The sequence below is a fragment of the 'Fragaria x ananassa' phyllody phytoplasma genome (assembly GCF_018274325.1).
GTDB lineage: Bacteria > Bacillota_I > Bacilli_A > Acholeplasmatales > Acholeplasmataceae > Phytoplasma.
Map to the genome: position 1 here is coordinate 86,615 of NZ_JAGVRH010000001.1, position 19,965 is coordinate 106,579.

Annotated in this window: 17 protein-coding genes and 1 pseudogene; 10 read left to right on the top strand and 8 right to left on the bottom strand. The window is 24.8% G+C overall.

Going from position 1 to position 19,965, the window contains the following annotated elements; all coding sequences use genetic code 11:
• Positions 1–121 precede the first annotated feature (121 nt).
• The 4 genes from pgsA to J8J04_RS00425 form a co-directional block, all read right to left on the bottom strand.
• A complete protein-coding gene (gene pgsA / locus J8J04_RS00415; protein ID WP_212330779.1) occupies positions 122–781 on the bottom strand; it encodes a CDP-diacylglycerol--glycerol-3-phosphate 3-phosphatidyltransferase in 660 nt (219 codons plus the stop codon).
• A gap of 1,199 nt (positions 782–1,980) precedes the next feature.
• Complete coding sequence (locus J8J04_RS03090) at positions 1,981–2,157, bottom strand: hypothetical protein (protein WP_225885792.1); 177 nt, start codon at positions 2,155–2,157, stop codon at positions 1,981–1,983.
• A 35-nt stretch (positions 2,158–2,192) separates the two neighbouring features.
• Positions 2,193–2,675, bottom strand: coding sequence for a DDE-type integrase/transposase/recombinase (locus J8J04_RS03095; RefSeq protein ID WP_225885793.1), 483 nt, complete (start codon positions 2,673–2,675; stop codon positions 2,193–2,195).
• Positions 2,676–3,745: 1,070 nt separating this feature from the next.
• The gene (locus tag J8J04_RS00425) at positions 3,746–4,330 is read right to left on the bottom strand and encodes a hypothetical protein (RefSeq protein ID WP_212330782.1); all 585 of its coding nucleotides are present in this window, start codon (positions 4,328–4,330) and stop codon (positions 3,746–3,748) included.
• A 314-nt stretch (positions 4,331–4,644) separates the two neighbouring features.
• Between J8J04_RS00425 and J8J04_RS00430 the strand changes: the two genes are divergently transcribed.
• The 4 genes from J8J04_RS00430 (at position 4,645) to J8J04_RS00445 (ending at position 8,706) form a co-directional block, all read left to right on the top strand.
• Positions 4,645–4,962, top strand: a complete 318-nt coding sequence (locus J8J04_RS00430; protein WP_212330783.1) for a hypothetical protein — start codon at positions 4,645–4,647, stop codon at positions 4,960–4,962.
• A 1,134-nt stretch (positions 4,963–6,096) separates the two neighbouring features.
• The gene (locus J8J04_RS00435) at positions 6,097–6,471 is read left to right on the top strand and encodes a hypothetical protein (protein ID WP_212330786.1); all 375 of its coding nucleotides are present in this window, start codon (positions 6,097–6,099) and stop codon (positions 6,469–6,471) included.
• 350 nt (positions 6,472–6,821) lie between these two features.
• Complete coding sequence (locus tag J8J04_RS00440) at positions 6,822–8,327, top strand: leucyl aminopeptidase (protein WP_212330789.1); 1,506 nt, start codon at positions 6,822–6,824, stop codon at positions 8,325–8,327.
• A 232-nt stretch (positions 8,328–8,559) separates the two neighbouring features.
• On the top strand, positions 8,560–8,706 hold the full coding sequence (locus J8J04_RS00445) for a hypothetical protein (protein ID WP_212330792.1): 147 nt from the start codon (positions 8,560–8,562) through the stop codon (positions 8,704–8,706).
• A 661-nt stretch (positions 8,707–9,367) separates the two neighbouring features.
• Here J8J04_RS00445 and J8J04_RS00450 read toward each other — a convergent pair.
• From J8J04_RS00450 to J8J04_RS03345, 4 genes and pseudogenes are all read right to left on the bottom strand, one after another.
• Entirely contained in the window at positions 9,368–10,816 is a 1,449-nt protein-coding gene (locus J8J04_RS00450) for a 2-hydroxycarboxylate transporter family protein (protein ID WP_308705497.1), read from the bottom strand.
• Positions 10,813–11,985 carry an NAD(P)-dependent malic enzyme gene (locus J8J04_RS00455; RefSeq protein ID WP_212330795.1) on the bottom strand — a complete coding sequence of 391 codons (1,173 nt, stop codon included), beginning with the start codon at positions 11,983–11,985 and terminating at the stop codon, positions 10,813–10,815. The genes J8J04_RS00450 and J8J04_RS00455 overlap by 4 nt, the downstream gene beginning before the upstream one ends.
• A gap of 649 nt (positions 11,986–12,634) precedes the next feature.
• Positions 12,635–12,877 (bottom strand): annotated as a pseudogene (locus tag J8J04_RS00460) (30S ribosomal protein S3); the annotation flags it as partial.
• A 131-nt stretch (positions 12,878–13,008) separates the two neighbouring features.
• Positions 13,009–13,143, bottom strand: coding sequence for a hypothetical protein (locus J8J04_RS03345; protein WP_425305780.1), 135 nt, complete (start codon positions 13,141–13,143; stop codon positions 13,009–13,011).
• A 276-nt stretch (positions 13,144–13,419) separates the two neighbouring features.
• Here J8J04_RS03345 and J8J04_RS00470 point away from each other — a divergent pair, with 276 nt between their 5' ends.
• From J8J04_RS00470 to groL, 6 genes are all read left to right on the top strand, one after another.
• Complete coding sequence (locus J8J04_RS00470) at positions 13,420–14,676, top strand: ABC transporter ATP-binding protein (RefSeq protein ID WP_212330798.1); 1,257 nt, start codon at positions 13,420–13,422, stop codon at positions 14,674–14,676.
• Entirely contained in the window at positions 14,673–15,521 is an 849-nt protein-coding gene (locus J8J04_RS00475) for an ABC transporter permease (protein WP_212330801.1), read from the top strand. Before J8J04_RS00470 ends, J8J04_RS00475 begins: the two co-directional genes overlap by 4 nt.
• On the top strand, positions 15,511–16,320 hold the full coding sequence (locus J8J04_RS00480) for an ABC transporter permease (RefSeq protein ID WP_212330804.1): 810 nt from the start codon (positions 15,511–15,513) through the stop codon (positions 16,318–16,320). The genes J8J04_RS00475 and J8J04_RS00480 overlap by 11 nt, the downstream gene beginning before the upstream one ends.
• Complete coding sequence (locus J8J04_RS00485; protein WP_212330807.1) at positions 16,317–17,492, top strand: extracellular solute-binding protein; 1,176 nt, start codon at positions 16,317–16,319, stop codon at positions 17,490–17,492. The genes J8J04_RS00480 and J8J04_RS00485 overlap by 4 nt, the downstream gene beginning before the upstream one ends.
• 343 nt (positions 17,493–17,835) lie before the next feature.
• On the top strand, positions 17,836–18,105 hold the full coding sequence (locus tag J8J04_RS00490) for a GroES family chaperonin (RefSeq protein WP_212330810.1): 270 nt from the start codon (positions 17,836–17,838) through the stop codon (positions 18,103–18,105).
• 146 nt (positions 18,106–18,251) lie between these two features.
• A complete protein-coding gene (groL, locus tag J8J04_RS00495) occupies positions 18,252–19,865 on the top strand; it encodes a chaperonin GroEL (protein ID WP_212330813.1) in 1,614 nt (537 codons plus the stop codon).
• The last annotated feature ends 100 nt before the right edge of the window (positions 19,866–19,965 follow it).

Here is a 19,965-nt window from a genome sequence, read left to right on the forward strand (position 1 = left end):
AAAAATAATGAAAGCCAAATAGGCAAAATTAATAAGAAAATGAAAAACACATTTATGAAAAAATAAAAAATAAACAAATTCATAAAAGTATACAAAAATTTGTTTTTAGTTTAAATTTATATTAAGAATTGGTATTAGTATTATTTTGTGGAGAAAAATTTTTAACAATAATATGATAATTTTTGTAAAAATAGTCAACTCCAGAAATAATGGTTAAAAATATTGCTAAAATTAAAAAAATATCGCCAATTTTGTTAAAAAAGGTAAATATTTTAAATATTTTGGGAAAGAAGGTTTGAAGATCGAGATTACAATATAATCCAAAAAAAAGAAAAAATATTGCTAAAAAGGTAAATAAAGTTTTAGCTTTTCCCCAAAAAGAAGCACTAACAACAATTCCTTTATCAGAAGCTAATAACCTAACTCCTGTTACTAAAAATTCTCGTATTACAATAATCATTAAGATGACAGGAAAAATTTCGACAGGAATGATAAATAGTATTGGTGGTTTTGAAAAGCGGAAATGACCAAGATAAAATAGAGCAATAATAACAAGAAGTTTATCAGCAATAGGATCAAAAAATTTACCAAAAACTGTTTGTTGTTTGTATTTTCTAGCAATATAACCATCAAGATAATCGGTAATGATAGCAGCTAAAAAAATAATTTGAAAAATTAGTACAAATTGCCATGGATATTGATGATTAATCATTAAAGGGAGCAGACAAAAAATTAAAACAATGCGAAAAACAGTAATTAAATTAGCCAACAAAGGGAACACAACAAACCTCTCTTTTAATATTTATTTGATGATTTTATGAAATCATACTAGTATGTTAGTTATTATCGGGAACATAATGAAAATAAAAAAATTGAAAAATATGTTCTTTTTAATCCAAAATAATGATTTCATTACTATACTACTATTATTATAACAACTATTCATAAAAAAATATGTTTTTAATAAGTTGTTTTTTTGGGTAAAAATAAAAATAGATTAAAATCAAAGAACGAAAGAATCAAATATTGCATATATTTATTTTAGAAATATTTTAATTTTGAAAAACTTGAAGATAATTATGATAATTGTTAATTATATTTTATAAAGGATTTTGGTTTTATTGGCAAAATTGGCTTTGATAAAACTTATAATAAAAACCTTTATTAACTAAAAGTTGTTGGTGTATGCCTTGTTCAATAATAGCACCACGATTTAATACTAAAATTTTATCAGCATTGATAATAGTTGATAAGTTATGGGAAAAAATGAATGATGTTTTTTTTTGGAGATAATAATTTTTAGATAGATTGTTGAAAGGCTAGTTTTAATTTGTGTACCAACAATTAATGTGGCTTCGTCTAAAATTAAAATAGCAGGTTTGTGTAATAAAATTCGGATAATATTAATAAGTTGTTTTTTTTTTGCATTGGAATAAAAACTACTTGCTTCATTTTGCTTATGATAGTTATTGTAACCATCTTTTTTCATAATAAAGTGATGTATATTTAGCTTTTTTTGGCTGTGGTTAATTTATTTTTTGATATTTGGCTGCTTTTAAGTTACCGTATTGAATATTTTCAAAGATAATTACTTTAAAAATCCAAGTATCTTGTAAGACAACGTCCATTAGATTTCATAAATTTTCTCCTTGAATATTTTTAATATTGTGGTACCTGAGGTAAATTCATAAAAACGAACTAATAGATGGATAAGCTCCACGAAATGACACTGGATAAAAACAATACTTTTTAAGAAAAAATAAATTGTTTGTTAATTATTTTTTATTATATTATTTCTTAAATTGATTTATATTTTTAATTAGTAGTATAAAAAACTTCTAATTTTATTTTTTTAAAACATCATATAGGATCAAAATAATGTATTTTATAGATATTTTAGTTGTTTAATGTAAACCATTTTTTTAACCATAAGAATAAAAAAAACAACACAAATTAAAGGCATAAAATTTAATCATTTATTTATTTTTCGATAAACATTGTAATATTTAATATAAATCCATTAATAATTTCTTTAACTTGAAATTCATTAAGATTTTGCATTTTTTCATAATGGATAGTTTCACACTTCATATTTGCCCAAAATGATTCCATACATGCATTATCAGTTGGCGTACCTATTGCTGAATAACTTGCCAATTAATTTATTTTCTTTTAAATAAGTTTGATATCTTTTAGACGTCATAAACACTACCTCTATCAGAACAGATAACATCAGATTTTTTTAATTTAGGAATATTTTTTAAAATATCTAAAACAAAATTAACATCTGCAGCTTTAGAAATATTATAACTAATTATTTCGCGGTTATGTAAATCCACAACAGCTGAAAAAAATAATTTTTTATTATTAAACCCAAAGGGAATATAAGTAATATCAGTACATAATTTTGCTAATAAATACTTTGCTTCATAATTATTTTGAAGAAGGTTATTTAAGTTATTTTCTTTTTTAATAGCCAAAACATAATAATATCGTTGTTTGCGTTTGATTCTTTCAGATAATAAAACAAATTTATGCATCAACTTTAATACTATTTTAGCATTGATCTTAAAACCAATCCCTTTTAATTCTTGATGAACCACCCGATATCCCAAACGTTTTTTTCTAATTACCGTAGTTATAATATATGAGTTTTGTTTGCATATTTGAAACAATGCTTTTTCCAAGTCATTATGTGGCCTTTAAGGATTAATACTTTGTTTGAGCCACCGATAATAACTATTTTTAGAAATTTTTAGCCATTTTATTAACTTGTTCTATTTTAATAGAAATTATCACATTTTTTGAACACTTACAATTCAAAAAAAACAGAATAATAGAAAATAATTATTAAAACTTAAATATTGGTTATATAATAATTCTATAAGAAAAAAATTTCTTTATGATTTATTAACAGTTTAATTTTTTTTCTTATAAAATTATTAAACAAAGGAGAATTTTTGTTTCTTTAATGAAAAAAGAATATAAAAATTTTTTAAAATAAATTTTAAGTTATTTTTTTATTTTAATTATGGTTGTATTATTAACAAATAATAATATTTTTGCTAATACAAATAAAAATGATAAACCATCTCAAAAAATTACTTTAATACCGCAACAACTACTATTTCATGAAATGAATCATATAATAACACCATTTTCAGATGAAGTGTTTAGATTTTAATAATAATGGAATCTATTTTTTTTTAATTCGTAATAAATGGCGTGATAAAAATGTATTTTTGGTTTCATTAAATCACGAATTTGTTGTTTTGTTTACTTACATTTGATTTATTTTTATATATTATAATTGATATAAAGAATGAAGAAAAAACAATACAAATGATTGTCATTAAATATATGTTTTGAGGCATGTATATTATTTTTCTTTCTATAGAGATGATTAAAAAAAAATTTCAAAAATCACGTTTACTTTTATCCTAATTATTAATAATATTTTTTCTATATCAATAGCTTTTTGATGAGGTAAATAATCTCCTTTCTTTTTATCAATATTAATGTGTGAATAACTATTAATTACTATTTTAAATAATTATCGTTATAATTATTACATTATCAAAAAAAAAAAAAAACAAGTTTTATTGATCACATAATTTTTATATCTGAGTGTTTACTTGTTTTTTTATATTTGTTATCTTACCATAAATTTATCTTATTATAATAAGAAAACTATTTATGAGTGTTATTCGCATAAATAGTTTGATAAAGTGATTTAATGATAAAATTAATGAGATGAAAACCAAAGAGATCTTAAGGTGTTAATAGCTAAAGAAGGTATTGTTTTTAATGTTGTAATTTTTTCATAAACAGTGTTATATTCACTATAATTGGTATCAATTTTGGTTAAGTTAACAGCTTTTGTTAAAATATTAATTATAGCATCTTGTGTAAATTGTTTCATCCATTCTTCATCATATGTATGTTTAGTATAGTTATCAATATTACAGTCGTCCCAATTTTCTATATCTAAAACTTCTTCATGTAATTTATTCATATAACTATTAATAAGGTGTCTTTGTTCGGTTGAAGGGAGTGCCTGTAGTAATTGTTTTTTTAATTCATAAGCAGTTTTAGATATTCCTAATGTAACTTTTTCTTTTAAAGAATTGATATCTTCTGAAACAAGTTCATAATATTGTGTTGTACCACTAGAAAGTTTTAAATTGTTTAGTTGATTGGAATCTGTCTGTTCATTATTTTTTAATGCAAAAACCTTGTTAGTAGCTATTGTAGTTAAACAAGATGCAAGCAATAAAGCAATTAATATCAAACATTTTAAATAATTATTTTTAATTAATTTTTTTAACAATTATTTAAACCTCCTAATTTTAAAAATTCTATACAGTATTGTTTTCTTCATGCAATTTAATTATATCATTTTTTTTGCTTAAAGCAATTATTAAATGTGGTTTTTGTTTGATAAAGACAGAAAAATATGATCTTGTCATATTAAATACTCTCTATTTTATGTTATAATTGCAATTGGAATGATTAGGTTATGATAATTTTTATTAGATATGGATTAGTGATTTGGCTTTTCATTCTTTTATTTCAAGTATTTCAAGTTTTTCTTGGAAATAATTTTTAATTTTTAAAAAGAAAGTAGGTGTTTTTTTTAAATATATGGTAAAAAATAAAAATCATATTATCATTTTGATATTATTAGGGTTTTTATTTATTTTTCTTTTTGGTAAGCATCATGTTATTTTTGCTTCTGAACAAGACGAAGATATGGAAAAAACAATAACTTCAATTTTAAATAAAAAAAATCAAACAAATGAAATCGAATATAAATGCGAACAGATGTTAAAAAACATGCAAGAAATTAAAGATAAATTGAAAAATATGGCAACAACTCATCAAAAAGCAATATTAAAAAATTTAAATGAAGAAGATCAAAAAATTGTAAACGGGCGACAAAGAGGCCAAATTATCGAGTAATTTAACCAATTACAACTGTTGTGGTAATGCAGTACAACCTTTTTTCGGTCTAGCAGACGAAAGAATGTCTAGATTAAAGCAGAAAAAAAACGCAAAAAACTAAAAAACTAAAAATTTAGTGTTTTTGCTAGTTGAAAAATAGTCATGGATAAACTTTGAAAGAAGTCTAAGGGAATTAAGGATAGTTTTTTTTAAAAGCTTGCGGTGGTAACTAAAACCGTAATTTTAGGGCGTTTTATACATTGTTTACGTGTATTAAAAATTACCATCATAGCAAAAGCTTTGATATATTACCTAAAATATCACCTCTCCTTGTGATAATTACTTTATTTTGAGGTTTCTCACCTAAAACTATTGATAGGTAGATAATTTGAGTAACTTGTATCCTCCTAAAAGTATCTAGTATTTATTTACTTTTTTAATTTAAAAAAACTAGAAAAACCATTTTTATGATTATGGGACTCAAGGAGAAAGCAGAATCATAGTAGTCGTGAGATATTCAAAGATTAAGTTGGAATACTTAATTGGACTGACTCACTTAAGAGCTTGGGAAAGCCAAGTACAAGGCGAAAGAGGAAATATATTATATATCAATTTTTTCATATTTTTTTATGCATTTGATAATCTCACATCAATCTCATATAAATTGTTAATAAATAATATCAAACAAATCTAATTACTTTTGAAATTTTATTTTCATTATTGATCAACTATTAGATAAAAATTATGAAAAACTTGATTAATACATGCCTTTATAATGTTTTAATTATGTATTTTTTCATGTTTATATTATCAATATTTAATGATTGTATTAATTAATATATAAACGCCGTATGCTTGGAAACTTGCTTGTACGGTGTTGTGTGAGGCTCAGAAAAACCCAGTTTTAAACTGTAAGCGTTCTGTTTCTATCACAATGATATTTCAAAAATAAAAAGTTTCGAAACTAATACTAAAAACGAAAATGATAAAATCCTTTTAGAATCAATAAAAAAATATTTAGAAGACATCAAAAATGCAATATTTAACCTTGCTTTTTATCTTGAAGAATTAACTCAAAAAAATAGTTCTAATTTTAATCAAGTAGCTTCACATTGTAAAAAATGGGTAGAAACTTTGAAGTGGATTTATAACATGATAAGTAATTTGAAACAAATAAATAATGATATAAAAGACCAAAATGCTAGATTTGCTAATGAAGATTTTTGTGAGCAATTAAGGAAAAAAATAGATAAAATAGAAATCCTTTTAGCAAAAACATGCAACTTAAATGATATAATGTTGAAGATAGATGAATTAAATGTTGAATACAATACTTTCACTAGTGAAAATCCGCTCAATACTACCAATCCTTCATCTCTCTCATCTATATCATCTATATCATCTCCTACGCAAACAAATTTAATTTTATTTTCTTGGATTTTTGGTATTTTATATGTCTTGATATTATTAATATTGCTGATTATTTTTTTTAGCAAGCATACAAGAAAGTATACTAGAAAAAGATAGCCTTTGAGGTTATCTTTTTTCTTTTTTGGTAAGTTTTTAAAAATGAGTTGAAATTTAGTAAAAATCAAATATCTATTTTTTATTTTCTTGCCATAAACTATTTCTCATATGTTATACTGAAAGTAATTAATAAGTTAATTATGATAATTATTAATTGTTACAATTTAATTCTTGCTTTGTTAGCGTTAGTGCTATTTTATAAGAATTAACTCTTTTTCCTTTCCTTTATTTTGAGTATTATTATTTATGAAAAAATATATTATATTTATATATTTATTTTCTTGTCTATTTTGCAATTTAAAATAATTTAAAAATTAAAAAATCATCAAATATCAGGAGTATTAAAAAATATGAAAATTTCTTTTATAACAAAATTAGAACAACCTAATGGTATTAATGCTGCCATCCTTTTACAAGTTCAAAAAGAAAATAAACTATTTGGTTTAGAAAAAGTCGATCCTAAAAATATTATTAAAAAAAGTTATGAAGTTGAAAATTTTGAAGGAACTTGGGGTTCGCAAATTAAATTATTATCTTTGGAAGCTTCTCCTTATTCTTGTGTAACAGTATTAGGTTTAGGTAAAAAAGAAGAAATAACTAATAAAAATTGGCTTAAAATAGGTGGCATTTGTTATGATGCTATTAAAAAAAATAAAAAAGTAGTTATTTTTGCTGATGCTTTAGGTGCTAGTGTGACAGAAACTCAAATTATGAATTTAGTTTTAGGGATTTTATTAAAAAGTTATTCCTTTGATCGTTATCATACTTATAAAAAAGAAAATACTAACACAAACTCAATAGCAAATAGTAATTTAGAAATTAAAGTTGTGACTCAAAAAGTTGATGCTTGTCAAAAAAAGATGCAAGAAATTAAAGCTATTGCTGAAGGGGTTAATTTATCGAAAGAATTAATTAATGAACCAGCTAATATTTTAGGAACCAAAGAATTTGTTCAAAAAATTAAAGAATTAGAAACAATGGGAATTGAAGTTGAAGTTTTAGAGGCACCACAATTAAAACAATTACAAATGAATGCTTTATTAGCGGTAGCTCAAGGTTCTGATAGACCTCCTTATTTAGTGGTAATGAAATGGAAGGGTGATCAAACATCCCAGGAAAGTCAACCATTATCTGTTGTTGGTAAAGGGGTAGTTTTTGATTCTGGAGGAATTTCTATTAAACCCTCCTTTAAAATGCAAGAGATGAAAAGTGATATGGGAGGAGCTGCAGTTGTTGTTGGCTTAATGCATACTTTAGCAACTAGAAAAGCTCAAGTTAATGTTATTGGAATTGTAGGCTTAGTTGAAAATATGGTTAGTTCCAAAGCTCAACGACCTGGTGATATTGTTACTTCCATGTCTGGTCAAACAATTGAAGTTGTTAATACTGATGCTGAGGGTAGAATGGTATTATGTGATGCTTTATGGTATTGTAAAACCGTTATTAAACCTCAATTAATTATTGATTTAGCCACTTTAACTGGTGCTATTCAAGTTGCTTTGGGCAAAGAATATGCTGGACTTTTTGCTAATAATGATAATTTAGCCAAACAATTAATTCAATCAGGTAAAAATACATCAGAAAAAATATGGCAATTACCTTTAGATAAAAAATATGATCAATTAATTGATAGTCAATTTGCTGATATGACTAATTCAGTTTGTGGTGGTGCAGGTTCTATTACTGCAGCTCAATTTTTAAAACGTTTTGTAGGCGACCTTATTCCTTGGGCACATATTGATATTGCAGGAGTTTGTTTGCAACCAAAAAATGAATTTAATAATTCTTGGGCTTCAGGATTTGGTGTACGTTTATTAAATGATTTAATTAAAACTTATTATGAAAAAAATGATTAATCATATATTTTTTTAATTAATTTATTTTATTAATTCTTTAAATATTTGGATTAAAAGATAGCTTTCTATATTTTTACTTAATATAAAAACCCCTTTGATTGGGTTTTTTTTATGTTTATCATAATTGATTTATTATAATACTAAACATTATTGATACAGAGAAATAATTTTATTTTAAGTGTTAAATTTATAGTCAATATTAATTAAAAAAATATAAAAAGGGGCTTCCAAAATGTTTGTTATCTTTGAAAAAGAATTAGATCAAAATGGTAAAAAAATAGATGAAGATAAAACTTTTTGTCGTACTTATTTATTAAATATTTTTTTGGTTTATTATTTTGTTTATCAGCATATATTTTTTTACTCAAATAAATTATGAAAGCAATAAAATTTTAAAAAATATTATTCAATTTATTTATAGTATAATTTTTATTTTTAGTTTTTTAATGACTTTATGGTCAGCAGTAGTTTCTTCCATAAACAAAGCTATATGTTTTTATTTAATACTTAAACCAATTTATTGTAAAAAACCAAAAAAATGTGAAAAAAATAGATCATACAACAAAACCATTTACAATTGTTTTTTTTGACAATTGTTTTCTATATTGTTTCTTTTCTCGTGTTATATTAAATGACAATTAATAGCTCATAATATGATGAATTTATTAGCTGATAAAATATTTATTTTAGTAAATTTTTCTTAATTTTGGTATTTGTTGTTTTTTTATCGTATATATGAATTTTTTCAAACAAAAAATGAAACAACAACAAAATAGAAAATAGTTAAATTATAATTATAAATATTTACCATTTTGTTAGGATATCTAGATATATCTAAGTGTACTTTAAAAACCCCTTGTTCATTATATAAAAAACTAACTTTTTAGTTAGTTTTTTTTGATATTAATAAATTCATATTTTATATAAATATAAAAAAAAGTCATTATAACTTTAGTAAAAACAATAATAAGCTTTTTGCCAAAATTAAACAACTTTTTTTATTTAAAATTTAATTTATATAAACATTATTTAGTTAATTATCAACTATATATTAAAGGATAAGCAATGCTTGCAATAATTACAATAAAAGATCCTCCAATGCGAGTAGTAATTTGGGAAAAAGGGATTAATTCCATTAAATCAGATGCCGATAAAATAGCAATATTACCAACCCCTCCAATACTATTTGTACAAAGTCCTGCTATGACAGAAGCTTCTAAAGGATAATAACCTAATTTTTTACCACAATATCCAGCTATTAAGGCAACTAAAAGGACACACATAATACATGTAACAATAAAATTAATGTTGCTTAAATGAACCCAAGCTTTTTTAATTTCTAAAGTAGATCCTAAAATTACTAAAATTGCTGAAATAAAATTAACAGTAATAAATTTAGCAGCTTGATTAATGCATTTAATATAATAATCAGAAATTAAGCTAAATAGTTTAATGATAATAACAATAAAGACAATAAAGACAATAGTATCTGGGAAGTAAGGTTGAGCTTGAGGAAATATTTTGTTTAATATTTCTTTAATCACGATACTAAATGTATATAAAGCAAAAATAGATATTAATCCAGTACTAAACTGAGATAAATTAAATGTATCAGGAGATTTAGGTGTTGGTTTATTATCATTAATTAATAACGAATTATTAATTTCTAATTTTCCATTACCACTAAATTTACTTTTTGAAAAAAGTTTTTTAATAATCCCTGATAACAAAATACTAAAAACTCCACCTATTAACAAAGCGGGGAAAATATGGCTATTAGCTGCACTAACAATATCGTTTTTAGTTCCATAAACCTTACTTAAAGGGATAATTCCTGTAGTAATTCCTCCACTTGCTAAAGGTATAAAAATATAAAAAAGAGCATCTAAAAAAGGGCCTTTAGAAATTGTTGGTTTACCATCTGCCACTATTCCTTTAATAGGTGTGAAAAAATAACCTAAAATTCCTACTACCAAAGCACCTGTGATTAAGGAGATTAAAATTAAAGGAATAAATTTTTTAAAAGAATTTTTTAATAATTTAATATTCATTCCTAAGAAGCTTCCCATAATCAAAGCAGAAACAAAAAAAGTAGTAAATCCAATTCCCCCTTGAGATTTGTTTAAATGTTTAATACCGTCTAATGTATTTTTTTGTATTTCGGTAAATATATGTTTTTCAGGAAAAAAATTAACTGTAAATAAAATAGAAGGAACAATAATACATAAAATAGCATCTCCTCCAATATCTTTTAAAATAGGAATCTTTTTGCCTATAGCTTTTAAAATAGCAGCTAAAAGCATAGTGATTAATAAAGGGGTAATTAAAGGGTGCCCAACCGCAGGTCCTCCTATTATTGGCAATAATACTTGCATTAAAGTAATAGTTACAATAATTCCAAAAACAGGAATACTAAAACCTAAAATAATAGTTTTAGGGGATTTTCCTTTTTTATCTGCTATATTTTCTTGTTCCTGAGAGAAGTTCACTTGCGAATAACCCCTGTTTCTTCAGCTGCTTTAGCTACTGCTAAAGATATTTTTTGGACTACTTCTTTATTAAAAGTACTTGGTAAAATATTTTGTTCATTTAAATCACTTTCTTTAATAATCCCTTTTAAAGCATAAACAGCAGCTTTTTTCATTTCTTCGTTAATCTTAGTAGCTTTAGCATTTAAAGCACCACGGAAAACTCCTGGAAAAGCTAAACAATTATTTACTTGGTTAGGGAAATCAGATCTACCTGTAGCAATTACTTTAGCACCACCACTTTTAGCTTCATCTGGCATAATTTCAGGAATAGGGTTAGCAAGAGCAAAAACAATAGCATCTTTATTCATAGTATTTACCATGTCACTTGTAACTATGCCAGGAGCTGAAACACCAATAAAAATATCTTTTCCTTTGATAACGTCTTTTAAAAGACCTTTTTCTTGTTTGTTATTAGTAACTTGTGTTAATTTTTGTTGTGATGAGTTTAATGTATTGTCGCCGTGATATAAAGCGCCTTTTTTATCAACTAACACAACATTTTTAGGTTTTAACAATAACAACATTTTAGCTACTGCCATACCAGCAGAACCAGCTCCACTAATAACAATTTCAACATGATGAATAGATTTTCCTACTACTTTTAAAGCATTTAAAATACCTGCAGCAACCACAATAGCAGTTCCATGTTGGTCATCGTGAAAGACAGGAATATCAAGTTTTTCTTTTAAAGCATCTTCAATTTCAATACATTGAGGAGCTTTGATATCTTCTAAGTTAATAGCGCCAAAAACAGGAGCAATTTTTTCAACAATATTAATAATTTCTGCTGAATCTTTGGAATCAATACAAATAGGAAAAGCGTCAACTCCAGCTAATTCTTTAAAAAGGATAGCTTTGCCTTCCATTACTGGTAAAGAAGCTTTTGCTCCAATATCGCCTAAGCCTAAAACAGCAGTTCCATTCGTAACTACTCCTACCATATTGCCTTTGATAGTGTAACGATAAACATCTTCGGGATTGGCTTTAATTCTAAGACAAGGCTCTGCTACTCCAGGAGTATAAGCCAATGATAAATCATTCAGATTTTCGACTTTAACTTTACTTACAATAGCTAATTTTCCTTGGTGTTTTTCATGCAATTCTAAAGCTTTTTCTTTTACATTCATTTTTATTTTATAAAACTCTTTCTTTATTTTTCAAGGAATAACTATATTTATAATAAGAAATACAAAAATAATCATCCATTTATATTTTATACCTTATTCCCCCTTTTTATTTAAAAATTTTTCCTTTTTTTCAAGTAATTGATAACAATGATAAACTCCAAAAAAATGGAACCAATTAAGAACAACATTTTTTCTCAAAAAACAAATTATCTATTAATTACTTTTATAACAACCTCATTAACAATAAAACTTTGCATCTATTAAAAAAAACACCCTCAACCGCTTTATTAAACACCTTTAAAACACATTTAGATATTTTCCAAGTTAACTATAAAAACCAAACCAAAAAACAAAATCAAAGAATTAATCAGCAATTTAAATCCTCATAAATTAAAATCCCCATAATTATTCCAATTATATCCAAACAAACTAGATAAATACAAATTTTTTCTTCTAAAATATTTTATTTTAGAATAATAACGTTTGATATTTCTTGCCATTTTAAATCTCCGTTTTTTTATATTTTTAGAAGCTGAAAAAATAACTTTATTCACTTATCACCTATTCTTTTCAAAGATTGTTAAAAACTGTTGAAAGTCCTACTAATTGATTAAAATCATGATCAGAAATGACATTTTTACGGATACGGAATTAAGGTGGATTTGGTTGTATGAATATGAACTTTAATACGATTTTTAGTTTTTTCTTTTAAGTGTTAAATTTCAATTTGGCTAATCGCGATTTTTTTGCTAAAATTATTAATTAATTCACGGATTAAACAATCTTCTCTTTAATTAAAAACAGGAATTTCTTTATCTTGAACAAAACATTGAGAATCCCAAGTTCTAATAATTCCTAATCTTAAACCATTAGGATTGATTTTCTGACCCATCTTGTACCTCCTTTAGTATTTTGTATAAAACCTTCTAATTAGGTTTTAACTGTTTGTAAATAATTATTTAATATTTTTATTTTTTGATATTTCAATAGGTAATTGCTGGATTAATATTAATAAATATTTTTTTAATTAATTTGCATTGGTGATGGACCTAATGATTTTGAAATGATCCAATTAGCTGATATAGCTATCACCATGAGAAACAGAAAAATAAAAAAGTGAAAAAATATTGCTAATAATATTTGCTCCGCTTCTAACATTTATCCTCCTTTTTCAATTTGGCTATTTTGTTGTTTTTAACTGGTTCCATTTTTTTTGAGCAGTTCATTTTTTTATATGATTAAGACAATAATGATTAAATTATCAAAGTTCAAAATGATCAATTTGTTGATTTGTCATTATTTTGTCATTGTATTTATTTGTTAAAAATTATTTTTTATACTCTTAATTTTATCATTTTATGATATGCTAAAATTAGCAATAATTAATTTATTAAAATTGATAAATTTTATAAAATAGTAAGTAGGTATGGTAACATGAAAACATTAATTACTTTAAAAGATTTAACTAAAGTTTTTGATAATCAATTAATTTTACGAGGGATTAATCTAGATATTAAACAAAATGAATTTGTTACTTTATTAGGGCCTTCGGGTTGTGGTAAAACTACTATTTTGCGAATTATCGGTGGTTTTGAAAATCCTAGTAGTGGAGAAATTTTATTTCAACAAAAAAGTATTTTAAATTTAGCTGCTCATAAAAGACCAATTAATACTGTTTTTCAAAAATATGCTTTGTTTCCTCATTTAAATGTATTTGAAAATGTTGCTTTTGGATTGCGTTTAAAGGATTTTAATTTAACAAATAAAGAGAGTTTGAAGCATAACCAAATTCAATATAATCATGAGAAAGAACAATTATTGCAAAAAGGGAAAAAAGAAATAGCTTTAACATCTTGTTCCCAAGAAAAACAAATAGTAAATCAAAAATTAAAAGAACAAATAAAAAAGTTAACTAAACAATTTGAAAATAAACAAAAAATATTAAAAAATAACTTACTTGACAAAAAAACTCAAGAATTAAAAATTAGGAATGAAGTGTTAAAATATCTTAAAATCATGAGTTTACAAGGATTAGGACAAAGAATGATTGAGCAATTATCAGGAGGACAACAACAACGAGTTGCTATTGCAAGGGCTTTAATTAACAAACCACAAGTATTATTATTAGATGAACCTTTATCAAATTTGGATTTAAAATTAAAGCAAGAAATGCAATATGAATTAAAAGAAATTCAAAAAAACACTGGAATTACTTTTTTATTTGTGACTCATGATCAAGAAGAAGCTTTTACTATGAGTGATAAAGTAGTTGTGATGAATCATGGTGAAATTCAACAAATAGGGACTCCTCAAGAAATTTATAATGAACCTGCTAATCGATTTGTTGCTCAATTTGTAGGAGAATCTAATTTAATCAAAGGTGTGATGAAAAATGATTTTTTAGTCCATTTTGATTATCAAGATTTTACTTGTGTTGATCAAGGATTTCATAAAAATGAAACAGTAGATATAGTGATTCGTCCTGAAGATATTGATATTGTTTCCAAAGGAAAAGGTTTAATTACAGGTATAGTGGAATCTGTTGTTTTTAAAGGAGTTTATTGGGAGATTGATGTTAAAACTCTTAAAAGAACTTATACGATTCAAACAACAGATCATGTCTCAATTAATAAAGAAGTAGATATTACCTTTAATCCCGAAGATATTCATGTAATGGAGATTTGGCAATGAAAAATAATAATATTTATACTTTTAAAGATAATCAAAAATTATATCGTTTTTTAATTCTGCCTTATTATCTTCTTTTAATAGGGTTAATTTTTTTGCCAATGGTTTTTATTTTTCTTGATTCTTTTCAAAATAATGCCTTAACACCAGATATTTTCCCTACTCATTTTACTTTTATTCATCATCAAGAGTTTTTAACTAATACTTCTTTTTTATATGTTTTATTGCGTTCTGTTGCCATTTCTATTATTGTTACCTTTTTGCTGTTAATTATTGTCTATCCTCTAGCCTATATTATTTCTCTTTTAAATCCTACTTTACAAACTTTTTTAGTTATTTTAATTAATGCTACTATGTGGATTAATATGATTATTAAAATTCAAGCTTTAGTTCAAATATTAGATATGTTACAAAATTTTTTAAAAATAGGATTATTAGAAACTAATTTTGCTATGATTTTAGGATTAATTTATTTATTTTTACCTTTTATGTTTTTACCTATTTATACAGCTATTATTAAGATTAATCCTCAATTAATTCAAGCAGCTAAAGATTTAGGAGCGGGTGAATGGCAAGTATTTCAAAAAATTTTGTGGCCTTTATCTCTTAATGGAGTGATAGCTGGGGTTTCTTTAGTCTTTTTACAAGCAGTTACTAATATTGTAGCCCCTCGTTATTTAGGAGCTACTAATCAAATTACTATTGCTGAATTAATTGAAAATAAAACTTTATTAAGTGGAGAAATTAAACAAGCTTGTGCTATTGCTATTTATTTATCTTTAACTATGTTTTTAATTTTTCATCTTTTTAAAAAAACCAGTTTTGTAGGAGCACATAATGAAACTTAAATTTAAACCTAAAAAAATTAATATTTTATATATTGCCATTATGTTAATTTTTATTTATCTTCCTATTATATCTTTAATTATCTTTTCTTTTAATCGAGGGGAAGGCAGAATGACTTCTTTAATCAATTGGAATGGTTTTAGTTTACAATGGTATCAAAAATTATGGACAGATAAAACTATTAATTCATCTATTGTAATTACTTTAAAAATTGCTCTTTTAACTACTATTATATCGACTTTTTTAGGAACTTTTGCAGCTATTAGTTTAGCTCAAACTTTAAAAAAAAAATGGCGTAATATGATTTTGAATATGAGTCATTTTTCTATTGTTGTTCCTGAAATTATTACTGCTTTATCTTTGTTTGTTGTTTTTGGCTTTATTGGTTTAAAATCCTCTTTTTGGAAAATGCTTTTAACTCATATTTCTTTTTGTACTCCTTTTGTTGTTGTTTCAATTTATCCTAAAGTTATTAGTCTTAATCCTAATTCTTTAGAAGCTGCTTATGATTTAGGAGCTACCCCTTTAAAAGCTTTAACCAAAGTAATTTTACCTCAATTAAAAGGAGCTATGTTAATTGGTGCCACCTTATCTTTCACATTATCTTTTGATGATTTTATGATATCTTATTTTGTTGGTGGTGCTGAATATCAAAATATTTCTGCCTATATTTATAGCCTTAAGGGAACTATTAATCCTACTGTTAATGCTTTATCTACTATTTTAATTATTTTAACTAGTTCCAAAGTTATTTTTGATTTAGTGATGTATCAAAAAAGAACAGTTAAAAGATTAAAATGAAATTAACAAGATTTTCTTTATTTTGGTATTTGATCTTTGTAGTTATGGTTATTTTAATAATAACTTTAAGTGTTATTAAGATCAATTCTAAAGATAATAAAAAACAGCAACAAGTACTTACTTTATTTAATTGGGGAGAATATTTAAATCCAGCTATTTTACAAAAATTTGAAAAAGAAACTAATATTCAAGTAAAACAAGTACTTTTTGCTTCCAATGAATTAGCGGTTACTAAAATTAAAAGTAATAATCAATATGATTTAGTTATTTTAAGTGAATACGCCATTGATCAATTAATGCAAGAAAAAAAGTTAGAAAAGTTGGATACAAAGAAATTAGAAAAAACAGAAGATTATTATCATGAATATAGTAATCAATTCAACACCAACATATCAAAGAAATTGCCCCTTCAATTTAATTTCTATGCTATTCCTTATTTTATGGGAAAAGTAGTACTTCTTTATAACAAAGAAAAAGTACAACAAAAAATAATAGAAGCCAAAGGTTTTAACATCTTAGAAGAAAAAGATTTAAAAGTTGCTTTATGTAATAATTCACGTGATGGTTTAATGGTGGGTTTAAAAGTAACAGAAGCAGCTTCTCAAACAAATGAAGAAAACTTAAAAAAGGCTAAAGAATGGATTTTGGAATTAAAAAAGAAAAAACCTAATTTAGCTTTTATTAATGATCAAATAATTGATCGTATGTATAAAGAAAATCAAGAACAATATGATGTAGTTGTTGCTTATTCTGGAGATGCTCAGTTTTTAAAAGAAAAAAATAAGAATTTAGCTATTTTAGATTCTCCTTTACAAGGAACTAATGTTTGGGTTGATGCTTTAGTAATTCCTAAAGGAAGTCAACAAGATTTAGTTTATCAATTTATTAATTTTTTAAGAAAAAAAGAAAATTATCTTGCTAATTTAGAATATATGAAATATAATTCTCCTTATGAAGTTGAGAATCACAAATCAATTGAAATCACAGACAAGGACACTATTTATCAATATAACGCCAACAATCAAAAATTAATCAATACTTATTGGAATGATATCATCGCTTTTCCTAGTCAAAAAGATTATTTGCTTTTTCTTTTAAGTTTCTTAATTTTTACAAGTACTTTTGGAATTTATTTGATTTATAAGTTTAAAAAGAGGCTTTACTCAGATTAAATTAGTTGCAAAGTGCTTTATTCTAAAATTAAAATTCATTTAAAAACCTTTTCGCCATATTAAAACTAACTTTTGAGTTGGTCTTCTTTTAATTTATCATTAAATGATTCACCTATCTGCTACCTTTATTTTAAAATAACTAAAACACTTATATCAAAAGCAATTATCTCATATTGCTTACTATTTTAAATGATTGACATTTATTTTATTTTCAGTTATAATAAAGTTGGTTTGGCACTAACCTTATATAATTGCCAAAATAATAATTTTTTAATTTCGCATTTATATTTCAATATTTAAAATATTTTCAAAAATCAAATTCAAACTAAAAGGAGAATTTAAAATGAAGAAAACAATTGTTCCTTTACATGATAATGTTGTTTTAAAATTAAAAATGGAAGAAACTAAAACTGACAGTGGTATTCTTTTGGCTTTATCTGAAAAAGAAAAATCTTCTGTTGGCATCGTGGTTAATATAGGTCCTAAAGTTGAAGGACTTTGTCAAAATGATGAAGTAGTTTATAAAAGTTATGCTGGTAGTAAAATTACTTTAAATCAAGAAGAATATTTAATTTTGGCTATGAAAGATATTTTAGCACAAATTAAAGCTTAAAAACTTAATAATATGATTTTACTATATAGCAATTAATATTATAGTATATATATATCTAAAAATAATTAATAGTTAAATAGTTAATAAATCACATTAACTGATTTACTAAAATCATCAATAAAAACAAATCTTAAAGGAGTAAAAAAATGAGTAAACAAATACTTTTAGGTAAAGATGCTAGAAAAGCATTATTAAAAGGCGTTGATGCCATTTCTGATGTAGTTAAAGTAACTTTAGGGCCAAAAGGACGTAATGTTATTTTGGAAAAAAATTATGAATCACCTATAATTGTAAATGATGGTGTTTCGATTGCTAAAGAAATTGAATTAAAAAACCCTTATCAAAATATGGGTGCTAAATTAGTTTATGAAGTAGCTGCTAAAACTAATGATAAAGCAGGAGATGGAACTACAACAGCAACTGTTTTGGCTCAAAGTATGATTCATCGTGGTTTTAAAGCAATTGATGCAGGAGCTAATCCTATTTTAATCAAAGAAGGAATTGAATTAGCTTCGCAAGCAGTTTCTCAAAAATTATTAGCTAAAACTAAAAAAGTAGCAGCTCAAGAGGATATTCAAAATGTAGCAGCTATTTCTTCAGGAAGTCAAGAAATTGGAAAAATTATTGCTCAAGCTATGGAAAAAGTTGGTAAAAATGGTGTTATTAATGTAGATGAATCCAAAGGATTTGAAACTGAATTAGAAGTAGTTCAAGGTTTACAATATGATAAAGGATATGCTTCTCCTTATTTTGCGTCAGATAGAGAATCTATGGCAGTTGAATTAAACCAACCATTAGTTTTAGTAACTGATCATAAAATTAGTACTATTCAAGAAATCTTACCTATTTTAGAAGGTGTTGTGAAAGAATCTAAATCTTTATTAATTGTGGCTGAATCAGTCGAAAATGAAGTTTTAGGAGTTTTGGTTGCTAATAAATTAAGAGGTACTTTTAATGTAGTTGTTACTAATGCTCCTGGTTTTGGCGATAATCAAAAAGAAATTTTACAAGATATTGCTGTTTTAACTAAAGCTACTTTTGTTTCGAAAGAATTAAATATGAAATTAACAGATGTTAAAATTGATGATTTAGGAACTATTAATAAAACCATTATCAAAAAAGATAATACTACCTTAGTAGGAGCTGCTATGACAGAAGCTTTAAATAAGCGTATTGAATTATTAGAAAAGCAAATTAAACATTCTACTTTGGATTACGAAACGAAAACATTACAAGAAAGATTAGCTAAGTTAACTGGTGGGATTGCTTTAATTAAAGTTGGAGCTACTACTGATACTGAATTAAAAGATAAAAAATTACGTCTTGAAGATGCTCTTAACGCTACTAAAGCAGCTATTACTGAAGGAACTGTTGTTGGTGGTGGTAAAGCTTTAGTTGAAGTTTATCAAGAATTAAAAGATACTTTATCAAGCGATCATAAAGAAATTCAAAAAGGGATTAATGTAGTTATTGAAAGTCTTTTAACTCCAACTTATCAAATTGCTGAAAATGCTGGTTTTGATGGTGATCATATAGTAAGACAACAGTTACACCAAAAAATAAATTTTGGTTTTAACGCTAAAACAGGTCAATATGTTGATTTGATTCAAGCAGGCATTATTGATCCTACTAAAGTTACTCGTCAAGCTATTTTAAATGCTGCTTCTATTTCTTCTTTAATGATTACTACTGAAGCCGCTGTTGTTAGTTTAAAAGATGAGAAAATATCAAGTGATATGAATATGAGTATGCCTGAATAATATTTTTTTAAGTAATTTTTTTCTTTTTTTCTTTTTTTATGTTAAAATAATAGTAGGTTTTGGTTATCTTTCTATCTTAGAAATATATACTAAAACACTT